This window comes from Laedolimicola sp., assembly GCF_051972735.1.
GTDB lineage: Bacteria > Bacillota > Clostridia > Lachnospirales > Lachnospiraceae > Laedolimicola > Laedolimicola intestinihominis.
Genome location: NZ_JBOKYU010000003.1, coordinates 1 through 14220 on the forward strand (window position 1 = coordinate 1; position 14220 = coordinate 14220).

The window sequence follows — 14220 nt, forward strand, 5'->3', positions numbered from 1 at the left end:
CCGGTTATGAGCCGGTTGCTCTAACCAACTGAGCTATGGGTCCGTAATGACTCCTACGGGAATCGAACCCGTGTTACCGCCGTGAAAGGGCGATGTCTTAACCGCTTGACCAAGGAGCCGCATCTCGTTTCTTACGTTGCCCCTGGGGGCCATCGTGTGGCAGAACAGAAATGTCCTGAACATTAGATATGCTACCACACTTTGGCCCGTTTGGCAAGTGTTTTTTTTACTCTTCCAGACCAAATGCGTCATGTACCGCATTCACTGCTCTCTCCGCATCCTTCTCGTTGATCAGCACCGTGATCCGAATCTCGGATGTGGAAATCATATTGATATTGATATTCTCGTTGAACAGCGCCTCGAACATCTTCGCAGCCACGCCCGGGTTGGACATCATGCCTGCGCCTACGATGGAGACTTTGACCACTTCCTTATTGCAGGAAATGCCGGTGCAGCCAATGCGGGCCTTATTGGCCTCAATGATCTTCACTGCCTCATCCGCCTCGTCACGGGATATCGTGAAGGAGATATCCTTGCTGTTCTCACGTCCGATAGACTGCAGGATTACGTCTACGTTAATACCCTCTTTTGCCAGCATATTGAAGAGTCGGAAGGCCATACCCGGCTCATCCTTCAGACCGATAACTGAAATTCTGGCTGTATTTTTGTCCAGCGCCACGCCGCTGATTAACATTCTTTCCACGCTCGTTTCCTCCTTCACAATGGTTCCTTCATGATCATTTAAGCTGGAGCGTACCACAAGCTGTACGCCGTATTTCTTCGCCATCTCCACGGAACGGTTGTGCAGAACGCCTGCGCCAAGCGTCGCCAGATCCAGCATTTCATCATAAGTAATCTCCTCCAGCTTCCGCGCCTTCGGTACGATACGCGGGTCGGCTGTGTATACACCATCCACGTCCGTGTAGATCTCACAGGCATCCGCGTGCAGGGCGGCTGCCAGCGCTACAGCTGTGGTATCGGAACCGCCGCGGCCCAGTGTGGTGTAGTTGTCGTATTTATTCACGCCCTGGAAGCCGGTCACGATGACGATACGGCGATGCTCCAGCTCGTGCATGATGCGGTCTGTATCAATGCGTTTCAGACGCGCATTGCCATGTACCCGGGTGGTGTGCATCCGGACCTGGAACGCATTCAGGGATACCGCCGGGATATCCATGGTATCGAAAGCCATCGCCATCATCGCTACAGAAACCTGCTCACCTGTGGTCAAAAGCATATCCAGCTCGCGCTTGGGCGGATCCGGATTAATCTCCTTCGCCTTGGCAATCAGCTCGTCCGTAGTCTTACCCATTGCGGAAAGGACGAGCACAATGTCGTTGCCCTTTTTGAAATCCTCTGCGCATCTTCTTGCCACATTCATGATGCGGTCCTTATCCCCTACAGAGGTTCCGCCAAATTTTTTCACTATCAGCATTACTTTTTCTCCTCAAACAGTTTGTCGATCAGCTCGTAGCCATGCATCACTTCGATGCCGCCCGCCTTTGCCGCCTTCTCATTGTAGACGCCCGCGCCGTCCTCGAAGGCCTTTCTGCTGTCATAAAGCAGATAGGGAATCGGATCGCTGGTGTGGGTCCGCACGCAGATCGGGGTCGGGTGATCCGGCAGAATCATCATCCTATAATCCTCGCCGGAGGCGTCCAGAGCCTCTTTTAAGCGGGCAATCAGACGCTGATCCAGATATTCGATAGCCTGAACCTTCCTCTCTACACTGCCCTGGTGGCCCATTTCATCGGGAGCCTCCACATGGACATAGACAAAATCATAGCCATCCTTTAAAAGCGCGTCCGCGGCTGCCTGAGCCTTGCCCTCATAGTTGGTGTGAAGCTGACCGTTGGCCCCCTCTACCTCAATATTCTTCATGCCTGCTCCCACCGCAATGCCCTTTAAGAGATCAACCGCGGAAATCATGGCGCCTGTTTTGTGATTTTTCTCCTCAAAGGAGCTTAAGGCCGGTCTGGTACCCGCGCCCCAGAACCAGCAGGAGTTGGCCGGGTTCAGGCCCTGCTCCTTACGCTTGACATTTAGCGGATGCCTGGAGAGAATCTCATAGCTCTTCTTCTGCATTTCCCGGAGAACCGGATCAGACGGCAGGTAATCGCCCACCTTCCGTCCCAGCACGTCGTGGGGCGGTGTCAGCTCTACCACGCTTCCCTTATCCCAGATGAGCAGATGGCGGTAGCTGGTTCCCACATAAAAATGATACCTGTCATTTTCCAGCTCTTTGCGGACTGCGTCCAGTAAAATCGCCGCGTCCTCGGTGCTGATTTCGCTGGAGCTGTGGTCGATAATCGTTTTTTCTTCATAAGGCTCGTCACCGTCGGATACGGTAATCAGGTTGGTCCGAAGGGCGATATCGTCAGGCTTCATATCCACGCCGATGCTCAAAGCCTCCAGCGGGGAACGTCCGGTATAATATTTCTTTGGGTCATATCCCAGTACCGACAGGTTCGCCGTATCGCTGCCCGGCTTCATACCTTCCGGAATGGTGTGTGCCAGTCCAATCTCGGACTTCTTCGCCAATACATCCATGGTCGGCGTCTCGGCGTATTCCAGCGGCGTCCTGTCTCCCAGAGCCTCAATGGGCTCGTCAGCCATACCGTCGCCAAGTACAATCACATACTTCATGGCCTTCTATCCCTCCACGCGGATGCGGTTCAAAATTTTGTCGCTCTTCGCGGCGCGCTCCGCGTACTCTGCTTCACTTAAGCTGACCGTCACAAAACCGAACTCACCTGCCAGGTCTGCGGCTACAACCTCAACCGGTCCAAACAGGGCTTCCATAGCCGCTTTGTCCGCCTGGGCGTCGCCCTTCACGCGAACCAGGAAGCGTCTCTTGTCGTCTCTGGTGTCGCCCAGAACCAGCTTCTCATCGCTCCAGTAGAAGCCCAGATTCTCGTTCAGGTTCTTGCATGCGTCTACCACATCGGCTGCCACAGCGCTGGCGGTGGGGAGTTTGCCTGCTCCGCTTCCATAGAACATGGAATCGCCCAGCATATTGCCCTCTACGAAAATAGCGTTGAACACGCCGTTTACACTGTAAAGCGGGTTGGCTGCGTCGATGAGGAACGGCGCTACCATAGCATAATATTTGCCGTCTGCTTCTTTCTTGCTCATGGCCAGAAGCTTGATCACGCGTCCAAGCTTATCGGCATACTTGATATCCTCAGCGGTTACCTTCGTGATGCCCTCGGTATAGATATCTTCGAAATCCACTCTCTGACCACTTACCAGAGAAGTCAGGATCGCAATTTTCCGGCAGGCGTCGTGGCCTTCCACATCCGCTTCCGGATTGCGCTCCGCATAGCCCATGTCCTGGGCGTCCTTCAGGGCGTCATCAAAGCTTGCTCCGCCGTAGGTCATATTGGTCAGGATATAGTTGGTGGTTCCGTTCAGGATACCGCTGATTTCCACGATCTCATCTGCGGTCAGGCAGGTCTGAAGAGGACGGATAATCGGAATGCCGCCGCCTACGCTGGCCTCGAAGAGATAGTTCAGGTTCTTGTCTTTCGCAATCTGAAGAAGCTCCGCACCGTGGGCTGCCACCAGGGCCTTGTTGGATGTGCATACGCTTTTTCCAGCCAGCAGACACCGCTTGGTAAAGGTATACGCAGGCTCCACGCCTCCCATAACCTCGACCACTACTTTTACTTCGGGATCATTTACAATGGTCTCGAAATCGTGAACCAGAACGGATTCTACCGGGTCGCCCGGGAAATCACGCAGGTCCAGTACATATTTGACGCGAACCTCTTCGCCTACTCGCTTATCAATGGATGCCTGATTGGTGCTCAGGACCTCTACCACGCCTGAACCTACGGTGCCGTAGCCCATAACTGCTATCTGAATCATTTGTCTTTTGCTCCTTTTGTTAATCTTATTTGTGAACCTCTATTCACTTGCTAAGATCTTCAGATAATGGATGCCGGGCTGGCTCTCTATCTGATCGATCATGGACGATACATCCCCCGTGGTCGGCAGAATATCCACCGTCAGGGTCAGGGAAGCCACGCCGTTGATCGGAATGGTCTGATGGATCGTCAGGACATTGCCCTTATAATCCGCGATGGTCTTCAGTACCAGGGACAACAGTCCCGGCTCGTCGTCCATCTGTAATACAAAGGTGATGCTTTTTCCCTTGGAATTGTCATGGAAGGGAAAAATATCATCCTTATATTTATAGAAGGAGCTCCGGCTGATACCCACCCGGTCTGTGGCCTCCTGCACAGTAATGGCCTTGGAAGAGTCCAGAAGACGCTTGGCCTCTACCACCTTCAGAAGTACCTCGGGGACTGCCTTCTGTGTGACTACAAAATACTTGCTTTTTTCTGACATCTTTTCCCTCCATGTTCGTTATCCAGAAACACTTGTGTGTCTGTCGTGGATTAAACTGTTAGAATCGTATCACACTACAGCTAAGATTGCAAGTAAAAGGATGTAGAAAATTCTTACGAATTTCCTACATCTGAAAATGCGCATATTCTATTCTTCTTCCGGTTTCACCGTAATCCATTTCAGATACGCATTGATAAACGGATCAATATTGCCGTCCATGACCGCGTTCACATTGCTGATTTCCTGACCGGTGCGGTGATCCTTCACCAGCGTATAGGGCTGCATTACATAGGATCGAATCTGGTTGCCCCAGCCGATGTCCTTAACCTCGCCGCGGATACCGGACAGCATTTCCTGATTCTTCTGCTGCTCCAGGAGATACAGCTTGGCCTTCAGCATCTGCATGGCCTTGTCCTTATTCTGGAACTGGGAACGCTCATTCTGGCACTGTACCACGATACCTGTAGGCAGATGGGTGATACGGATGGCCGATGATGTCTTATTGATATGCTGGCCGCCCGCGCCGCTGGAACGATACGTATCGATACGCAGATCCTCGTCACGAATTTCCACATTGATATCACCCTCGATATCCGGCATGACGTCCAGGGATACGAAGGATGTCTGACGCTTACCCTGTGCATTGAACGGGGAGATACGTACCAGACGGTGGACGCCCTTCTCGGACTTCAGATAACCGTAAGCATTCTCACCGTTGACCTGAAAGGTCACAGACTTGATACCGGCCTCATCTCCGTCCAGATAGTCCAACACTTCCACTGTGAAGCCGTGGCGCTCCGCCCAGCGTGTATACATGCGGTACAGCATGCCCGCCCAGTCGCAGCTCTCGGTGCCGCCCGCGCCTGCGTTCAGCTTCAGAATTGCGTTGTTTCGGTCATATTCTCCGGACAGCAGGGTCTTGATGGTCATGGAATCCAGCTTGGCTGCAAAGGCCTCCAGCTCCGCCTGGACCTCCGGCACCAGATCCGGGTCATTTTCCTCATTTCCCATCTCAATCAGTGTCTCAATGTCCTCGTACTGCTGCTCCAGGGCGTGATAATCCTCTGCCTCGTCCTTTAAGTTTTTCAGCTCCTTCATGCCTTCCTGGGACTTCTCCGGGTCATCCCAGTAGCCGGGAGCCTCCATCTCTCTCTCTAATTCCTCGATTCGCTTTGCCTTGTTAGCCAGGTCAAAGTGAATCCCTCAATTCTACTAATGGTCCCTGATAGCCGTTCAGTGTGTATTTAAACTGATCTAATTCTACCATTTTCCCACCTCTTTCTTTATACAATTCGCGTCTGTGCGTTATTTTTAAGTATAGCAAAGGGCGTACACGGACGCAAGAGAAATGTGCGAAACAGCCCGAAAAAGGAGCCTCGCCTGACGGCGAAGCTCCCTTTCTTTCCTATATTATGTACTACTTATACCTCAAACATCAGATCGCCATAGGACGGCATCGGCCACATCTCTTTGTCGACGATCATCTCCAGGGCGTCAACCGGGGCGCGGAGCTCGGCCATAGCTGGTACGATTTCCTCGTGGAAATAGTGTGCCAGTTCGGTTCCCTCCGGAACCTCCTCGGACTTCTTGTCAAGGTCAATCAGCTTCTGCAGGGCTACCTTGGTATCAGAAAGCAGTCCGCTGGTCTCAGCCAGAAGCTCGCTCTGTACGCTTGCCTCCGCGCCTGCTGCAGTTACGGAGTTCACGGTGTCTGCCAGGGACTTGGTGTACTTGATGACTGCCGGAATAATCTGCTTGCTTGCGATATCGATCATGGCCTTGGCCTCGATGTTAATGGCCTTTGCGTAGGTCTCGTACTGGATTTCCGCACGGGATTCCAGCTCAGCCTTGGTGAATACGTGGAACTTCTCGAACAGACCGATGGCCTTGTCGGTGGTCAGGGCCGGGATCGCGTCTACCATGGACTTGATGTTCGGAAGTCCGCGGCGCTCTGCCTCCTCTACCCAGGCGTCAGAGTAACCGTTTCCATTGAAAATGATTCTCTGATGCTCAGTCAGATACTTCTTAATCAGGTCGTGTACAGCCATCTCAAAGTCGTCTGCCTTCTCCAGCACGTCGCAGGCCTCTGCAAACGCCTCTGCCACGATGGTGTTCAGTACAATGTTCGGAGCCGCGATGGAATCCTTGGAGCCTACCATACGGAACTCAAACTTGTTGCCGGTGAAGGCAAAGGGTGAAGTACGGTTACGGTCGGTAGCGTCCTTGGTCAGATCCGGCAGGGTCTTCACGCCGGTCTCCAGCTTTCCGCCCTTCAGGCTGTGTGTCGCCTCGCCGGTGCTGATAAGCTGCTCTACCACATCCTCCAGCTGCTCGCCCAGAAATACGGAAATGATAGCGGGCGGTGCCTCGTTTGCGCCCAGACGGTGGTCGTTTCCGACGTCCGCTGCGGACTCACGGAGCAGATCTGCGTGTGTATCTACGGCTTTCAGGATGCAGGCCAGTACCAGCAGGAACTGAATATTCTCATGAGGTGTGGTGCCCGGATCCAGCAGATTGATGCCGTCGTCTGTGGTGATGGACCAGTTGTTGTGCTTACCGGAACCATTGACGCCTGCAAAGGGCTTCTCATGAAGCAGACACTGCAGTCCGTGACGGCAGGCTACCATCTTCAGGGTCTTCATAACGATCTGGTTGTGGTCTACGGCCACATTGCACTCGGCGTAAATCGGTGCCAGCTCATGCTGCGCCGGCGCTACCTCATTGTGCTGGGTCTTGGCTGTGACGCCCAGCTTCCACAGCTCCTCGTTGACCTCCTTCATGAAGGCTGCGATACGCTGACGGATGTTTCCGAAGTAATGGTCATCCAGCTCCTGTCCCTTGGGAGGCATGGCTCCGAACAGGGTACGACCGGTGTAAATCAGGTCTTTTCTCTGCAGATATTTTGCCTTGTCTACCAGGAAGTACTCCTGCTCCGGTCCTACGGACGGGGTCACTCTCCCGGATGTGGTATTTCCGAAGAGACGCAGCAGTCTCAGCGCTTCTGTGTTGATGGCTTCCATGGAACGTAAGAGCGGCGTCTTCTGGTCAAGCGCCTCACCTGTATAGGAACAGAACGCGGTCGGAATGCAAAGGGTCGCGCCTGCTGCATCCTGTCTTACAAATGCGGGAGAGGTGCAGTCCCATGCGGTATAGCCTCTGGCCTCGAAGGTAGCGCGAAGTCCGCCTGACGGGAAAGAAGACGCGTCCGGCTCGCCCTTGATCAGCTCTTTGCCAGAAAAGCTCATCAGCACCTTGCCGTTCTTATCCGGGGCGCTGATAAAGGAATCGTGCTTCTCAGCGGTCACGCCGGTCAGCGGCTGGAACCAGTGGGTGTAATGGGTAGCGCCCTTTTCGATGGCCCATTCCTTCATCTCATGGGCAATGACGTCTGCCGTCGCCAGGTCAAGCTCCTTGCCCTCCTCGATGGTCTTTTTCAGCTCCTTGTACACCTTCTTCGGCAGACGCTCCTGCATCACCGCGTCGTTGAATACGTTGGAACCAAAGATTTCAGCTACATTCGTAAATTCACTCATAATAGACTCCACCTTTCTGTGTAATAGAATCCGATCAAAAGAGGGCGCTCCGGCTATAACCGGAACGCCCTCGTTCACATCGCTTTCAAATATGCTAATACCTTACACCGCTTTTTTTCAAAAATCAAGTGCAAAATCATAAAACTTTCATTTTTTTGCAATGTTACAGGTTTTTTTCGATTTATTTTATTATTTTCTGTAAAATTGCATAAATCTATACCTCAAACAGCAGATCCCCATAAGACGGCATGGGCCACATATCCTTGGCTACCAGCATCTCCAGCTTGTCTACAGGCTGGCGGAGTGCTGCCATGGCGGGAACTACATTTTCCAGAATATAGACAGCTCTCTCCCGTCCTTCTGTCGTGGCTGCTGCCTTCTCGGTTACTTCGCTCAGGGCTTTCAGAGCAGCCTTCGTGGCGGCCAGCAGAGAAGAACAATCCTTCAGAAGCTCGATCTGCACACTGATGTTGGCCTCGGCGCAGGCAGAACGAATCTGATTGATAGAGGTTGCCAATGCGGTGGTATACTGCAGCACAGAAGGGATGATGTGCTTGCTGGCAATATCAATCATGGAACGCGCCTCAATGTTAATTGCCTTGGAATAGGCCTCATACTGTATCTCCGCACGGGATTCCAGTTCGGCACGGGTGAAAACGCCAAACTTCTCAAAGAGCTGTACGGTTTTCTCCTCACTCAGCACCGGAATGGAGTCTACCATGGTCTTGATATTCGGCAGGCCTCTGCGCTCTGCCTCCTCTACCCACTCATCGGAATAACCATTTCCGTTGAATACGATGCGCTGATGCTCAGAAGCGTACTGCTTGATCAGGTCATGAACGGCCATATCGAAGTCGTCCGCCTTCTCCAGCACGTCGCAGGCATCGGAAAATGCCTCTGCGGCAATGGTATTCAGCACCACATTGGGCTCTGCCACGGAATCACGGGATCCGACCATACGGAACTCAAATTTATTACCGGTAAACGCGAAGGGGGAAGTACGGTTCCGGTCGGTGGCGTCCTTGGCGAAATCCGGCAGGGTCCGCACACCAGTGTGCAGATGGCCGCCCTTGATGCTGTGGGTCGCCTCACCCGTACTGATAAGCTGAGACAGCACATCCTCCAGCTGGTCGCCCAGATAAACAGAGATAATCGCAGGCGGAGCCTCGTTGGCGCCCAGACGGTGATCATTTCCCACATCGGAAGCAGACTCCCGAAGCAGGGCCGCATGCTCATCCACGGCCTTCAGGATACAGGTCAGCACCAGCAGAAACTGGATATTCTCATGGGGCGTTTTACCCGGATCCAGAAGATTGATGCCGTCATCGGTAGTCAGAGACCAGTTATTGTGCTTACCGGAACCATTGACCCCGGCAAAAGGCTTCTCATGAAGCAGACACTGCAGGCCATGAAGATAAGCCACCTTCTTCAACGTCTCCATAATCAGCTGATTGTGATCCACGGCCACATTACACTCCGCATAAATGGGAGCCAGTTCATGCTGACCCGGAGCCACCTCATTGTGCTGGGTCTTGGCAGACACGCCCAGCTTCCACAGCTCCTTATTTACATCCTCCATGAAATCCGCAATCCGCTCGCGGATAACACCGAAATAATGATCATCCAGCTCCTGTCCTTTCGGCGGCATGGCGCCAAACAGAGTCCGACCGGTAAAAATCAGATCCTTTCGCTTCAGATACTTCTCCCGATCCACCAGGAAATACTCCTGCTCCACACCCACAGACGGTGTCACACGGTTGGAAGTCGTATTGCCAAATAGTCTGAGCAGGCGTAAAGACTGCTTATTAATGGCCTCCATGGAACGAAGCAGCGGCGTCTTCTGATCGAGAGCCTCACCCTTATAAGAGCAGAACGCCGTCGGAATATACAGAATTGCCCGGGAACCGTCCTCATCCTTCTTCACAAAAGCCGGAGAAGTGCAGTCCCAGGCCGTATAACCTCTCGCCTCAAAAGTGGCGCGAAGGCCTCCGGACGGGAAAGAAGACGCGTCCGGCTCACCCTTTACCAATTCTTTACCGGAGAACTCCATCAGTACCTTCCCATCCGCCTTGGGCGCGGACAAAAACGCGTCATGCTTCTCCGCCGTCGCACCGGTCAGAGGCTGGAACCAATGGGAATAATGGGTTGCGCCCTGCTCCAGCGCCCATTCCTTCATCTCATGGGCCACCACATCAGCCACCGCCAGGTCAAGCTCCTTACCCTCCCGGATAGTCTGCTTCAGCTCCTTATAAATCTTCTTCGGCAGCCGTTCCTGCATCACCGTATCATTAAACACATTTTCGCCGAAAATCTCGGAAATATTCGTCTTCCCTTCCATAATCCTCTCCCCGTATTCTCTTTGTTGTCAGTTACCATATCTCACAAAAAATTTCTTTACCTAGTACTTTAACACGATTTTTTTCTGCTGTCGATATAAAAAACCCCTGTTTTTTATTATTTCTTCTACTATCCGTTTATCACTATATGAAGTAAATCCCTATACCTTCATACCGCCCTATTTACGAATCACCATCATCCTTTTACTCTCTGCCAAGAATAGCCTGGGTCCCCCTTGGGAACGTTAGCGAATTTTGCGTAGGGACGAGCAGGCTGGCAGCATCTGAAGGAGGCTCTGTTTGAGGGTCCCTGGACCCGAGTTGGCCGGTCAGATGCGAATAAGCCGCCTGCGAGGAGTAGCAAAATCCGCGTTGTTCCACAGAGGAACCCAGGCTATTCTTGGCAGTTCACTATTTATTTTTAATATCCTTCTTCTTCCTCAGCCACCAGCGTATCCCGAACCTCCTCCGGCATGCGGATCTCCACCGCCCTCTGGTTGTTCGTAATCTCCACATGCGTGTGCTCGCCGCCGAACTCACCATCCAGCGTCCAGGGCACCGACTCCTCGGATTCAATCACCACCCGGGAGCTCCGGAAAGAATACATATACTTGGTATCAATCTGTTCGATCAGCAGCGCCGCCAGAATCTCCTGCAGCTCCATGGGATTCTTTGGCCGCATAATAAAGGTCATCTCAAAGACCCCGTCATCGAAAATCACATTTTTTCCGATGATACTCTTAAAGCCACCCACCGACTTGGAATTGGTAATCATCCCAAAGAGGAAATCCCCTTCAAAGGTGGCCTCTTCGCTGGTAACCTTCAGCTTGTAGGACTTCACATTCATGAGCTGTTTCATGCCCTCCAGCACGTAAGCCATATGGCCCAGCACATTCTTCATTTCCTGCTTCGTCGTGTAAGACACATCCGTAAAGATGCCAAAGGCCGCCACATAGATGAAATTGCGGTCATTTAAGGAACCCACATCGATGGAATAATTGACACCCCGCACGGCGATTTCTGCCGCCTGATCCATATTATTGGGAATCTGTAAGGATCTGGCGAAATCATTGCAGGAACCCGCCGGAATATAGCCCACCGGAATCTTATGCTTTCTCTGCATCATACCGGTCATGACCTCGTCCAGAGTACCGTCGCCGCCGCTGCAGACCACCAGGTCGTAATCGTCCGGCAAATCCCGAACCTGCTCTATAGCGTCCTGAGGCGCGCGGGTCGGGTAAATGGTAATCGCGTAACCGGCGTCGGACATGGCCTGAATGATACCGTACAGCTTTCCTCTGATATTTTCTTTTCCTGCATGGGGATTATAGATAAAAAACAGTTTCTTCTCTAAATGCAGCATTTTCAAATCACCTCGTCAAAAGCAATCACACCACAATTGTTAAGCAAAGATACCGCCGATAACGGTATAGGACAACACCGTCATAATGAAGGACGCCAGCAGAATGCCGAGCGTAACCGCCGGGAACGCCTTCTTAAACTTGATGCCGAGCAGGGCCGCAATCAGGGAGCCGGTCCATGCGCCGGTACCCGGAAGTGGGATGCCTACAAATAATAAAAGTCCCCAAAACTCGTATCTTTCGATCTGCTCCTTCTTGTTCATGGCCCGGTTTTCCATCTTTTCCACAAAGGGCTTCAGATGCTTCGTGCCCTTCAGCCAGGTAAAAATCTTCGTGATAAAAAGCAGAATAAACGGCACCGGAATCAGATTGCCGATGATGCAGATGGGAATCGCGCGCCACATGGGCACATTTAAAAATGCCGGTCCGGCTGCCAGAAGGCCGCCACGGAGCTCCAGGATCGGAATCATGGAAATAATAAAAATAATCAGCTCTTTCGCCGCAGATCCGCCCAGATTCTGCACAAACCATTGTACCAGTGTTTCTGTCATAATAAATTAATTTCCTTTCTTTCGCAGGAATGCAAGCAATGCATCCATTTCTTCATCTGTGCCCACGGTGATCCGCAGATAATTGTCGATTCGCGGGGACGCGAAATAACGCACATAGATGTCTTCTTTCTTTAGTTCCTCAAAGAGCTCCTTTGCAGGCCAGCTCTTATGTGTGGCAAAAATAAAGTTAGACTGAGAGTCCGGGAAGGTAAAGCCAAGATCCGTAAGTTCCTTCTTCACGCGTTCTCTTGTGGCCACAATTTTGCCCACAGTTTCTCTAAAATAAGCCTCATCCTTCACGGCAGCCGCGCCAAGCTTGATGCTCGGCAGATTCATCGTGTAGGAATTAAAGGAATATTTTACATCGTTCAGGTATTTGATAAGCCTGGGCTGTCCCACAGCGAAGCCAATCCGCATACCGGCCAGGGAACGGGACTTGGAAAAGGTCTGTACCACCAGCAGGTTATCATACTTGTCTACCAGCTCCATGGCGGAAGGGCCGGCGAAATCCACATAAGCCTCGTCCACAATCACGATGCTGTCCGGATTCCCGGAAATGATTTCCTCCACCTGGTCGAGTTCCATATAGATACCGGTGGGCGCATTGGGGTTCGGAAAAATAATGCCGCCGTTTTCCTTAAAATAATCCGCCTTCACAATCCGGAAATCTGCATCCAGAGCGGGGCGCTCATACTTGATTCCGAACAGATCCGCCCAGACACTGTAGAAGGAATAGCTGATGTCCGGGAACAGAATCGGCTTTTCCGAATTAAAAAATGTCTGGAACGCCATGGCAATCACATCATCGGAACCCACGCCAACGAAGATGCAGGACGGATCCTTATGATAATATTCTGCCAGCGCATTCACCAGTTCGGACACTGCCGGATCCGGATAGAGCCGCAGGCGACCGGTATCCAGCTCTTCCAGGGCCTTCAGCACGCCCGGCGCGGGCGGATACGGGTTTTCATTGGTATTCAGTTTGATCATGCCCGGCCGGTTCGGCTGTTCGCCCGGTGTATAGGGAACGACTTTGCGGACATTTGCTTCCCATGCTTTCATAATCTGACTCCTCTTTTGCAATCTAAGAATATTCCTATCTTACAATAGACCTTTCTCTCTTACAACCCCTTTTTCAATTAAAAATACCGGTTTGTAAGACATTTTTGCCTGCCTGAGACCATCTTCGCCCAGATCCTCCTCCCGGTTCAGATACCGGTAAGCCGCTCCCTCATGAAGGGCGAACTGCTGGTTGATGACTGTGTAGGCTCCCTGCACCTCGGTCAGAGCCTTCTCAATATGGACAATCAGGGTATCCTTCTTGTTGCCAGGCTCACCGATGGTGCAGGCTGCGATTTTGCCATTCACACGCAGCGCGCCACCCCGGAATCCCAGCTCGTCGTATAACCGCAACGCATTCTGCGCTACACAGATCTCTGCATTCTTCTCCTCGTCCCCGTCGCAGCCGTTTTCATGCCGCCACTCCAGGATCATCTGGAAGCACTCCTCCACGTTGTCTTTGGTAATCGGCTCGTAGGCCCAGTCCTCGTAGAGGCTCATGAATTTATTCACATGATTCTTCTTGCTGTGATACTTCTTGCCGGAGAGCTTCGCCAGCTTCTCGGTCTCATAGACATAGTCGGCGTAATTCCGGTCATACTTGATCTCAAAGCGGCCCGGATACAGTTCCTCCAGCTTCGCGAAATCCTCTTTCGTGATGTTGTGTAGTTGGAAATTTTCTCCATTTTCTTTGCAATGCTCCCTCAGCGCATCGATAGTCTTTTTCTTATCTCCCGGTCCCACCGGAAAGGTATAAGAATAGACGCCGTCTACCTCGCCGAACACCAGATTGTCCTCCACGATGGCAAAGCCCGTATTATAAAACCGGGACCACAGATAAATATTACCGAAGACCATCTCACAGCTTCTGGTATCCGCATAGGACAGATACCGATTCAACATTTCCCGGTCCTCCATCTCCGGACGTTTCATTTTTAATTCCATAAATCTTTCCCTTTTATATCTTTTTCTTTCCTCTTAGTATTCCACTCATTTTTCATGAATATCTATTCTATCGCAAAAAAGC

General features: G+C 52.0%; 11 protein-coding genes and 1 tRNA gene. All 12 read right to left on the reverse strand.

All coding sequences use genetic code 11. The features are described from left to right. Positions 1 to 47: 47 nt before the first annotated feature. The 12 genes from ACTRC3_RS01530 to ACTRC3_RS01585 all read right to left on the reverse strand — a co-directional run bounded on the left by ACTRC3_RS01530 (position 48) and on the right by ACTRC3_RS01585 (position 14138). Positions 48 to 119 (reverse strand) — tRNA-Glu (locus tag ACTRC3_RS01530). Positions 120 to 226: 107 nt separating this feature from the next. Continuing rightward, a complete protein-coding gene (locus ACTRC3_RS01535) occupies positions 227 to 1435 on the reverse strand; it encodes an aspartate kinase (RefSeq protein ID WP_349163734.1) in 1209 nt (402 codons plus the stop codon). Continuing rightward, positions 1435 to 2646 carry a cofactor-independent phosphoglycerate mutase gene (locus tag ACTRC3_RS01540; RefSeq protein ID WP_440321018.1) on the reverse strand — a complete coding sequence of 404 codons (1212 nt, stop codon included), beginning with the start codon at positions 2644 to 2646 and terminating at the stop codon, positions 1435 to 1437. Before ACTRC3_RS01540 ends, ACTRC3_RS01535 begins: the two co-directional genes overlap by 1 nt. 6 nt (positions 2647 to 2652) lie before the next feature. After that, on the reverse strand, positions 2653 to 3870 hold the full coding sequence (locus tag ACTRC3_RS01545; protein ID WP_440321020.1) for a homoserine dehydrogenase: 1218 nt from the start codon (positions 3868 to 3870) through the stop codon (positions 2653 to 2655). A 39-nt stretch (positions 3871 to 3909) separates the two neighbouring features. Continuing rightward, on the reverse strand, positions 3910 to 4353 hold the full coding sequence (locus ACTRC3_RS01550; protein ID WP_158361781.1) for an ACT domain-containing protein: 444 nt from the start codon (positions 4351 to 4353) through the stop codon (positions 3910 to 3912). Between the two features lie 147 nt (positions 4354 to 4500). Next, positions 4501 to 5620 (reverse strand): peptide chain release factor 2 gene (gene prfB / locus ACTRC3_RS01555; protein WP_435391108.1). Its coding sequence is split into 2 segments (ribosomal slippage): positions 4501 to 5544 and positions 5546 to 5620, totalling 1119 coding nucleotides; the frame shifts between segments, so codons are not numbered across the junction. 154 nt (positions 5621 to 5774) lie between these two features. Further along, on the reverse strand, positions 5775 to 7886 hold the full coding sequence (locus tag ACTRC3_RS01560) for a glutamine synthetase III family protein (protein WP_440321022.1): 2112 nt from the start codon (positions 7884 to 7886) through the stop codon (positions 5775 to 5777). A 214-nt stretch (positions 7887 to 8100) separates the two neighbouring features. Next, entirely contained in the window at positions 8101 to 10224 is a 2124-nt protein-coding gene (locus tag ACTRC3_RS01565; RefSeq protein WP_440321023.1) for a glutamine synthetase III family protein, read from the reverse strand. A gap of 419 nt (positions 10225 to 10643) precedes the next feature. Beyond that, the gene (locus ACTRC3_RS01570) at positions 10644 to 11585 is read right to left on the reverse strand and encodes a diacylglycerol/lipid kinase family protein (protein WP_440321025.1); all 942 of its coding nucleotides are present in this window, start codon (positions 11583 to 11585) and stop codon (positions 10644 to 10646) included. A gap of 39 nt (positions 11586 to 11624) precedes the next feature. Continuing rightward, positions 11625 to 12134 carry a COG2426 family protein gene (locus tag ACTRC3_RS01575; protein ID WP_349163744.1) on the reverse strand — a complete coding sequence of 170 codons (510 nt, stop codon included), beginning with the start codon at positions 12132 to 12134 and terminating at the stop codon, positions 11625 to 11627. Between the two features lie 6 nt (positions 12135 to 12140). Further along, positions 12141 to 13196 carry a histidinol-phosphate transaminase gene (hisC, locus tag ACTRC3_RS01580; protein ID WP_349163745.1) on the reverse strand — a complete coding sequence of 352 codons (1056 nt, stop codon included), beginning with the start codon at positions 13194 to 13196 and terminating at the stop codon, positions 12141 to 12143. Between the two features lie 39 nt (positions 13197 to 13235). Further along, entirely contained in the window at positions 13236 to 14138 is a 903-nt protein-coding gene (locus ACTRC3_RS01585) for a DUF2156 domain-containing protein (RefSeq protein ID WP_440321027.1), read from the reverse strand. Positions 14139 to 14220 lie beyond the last annotated feature (82 nt).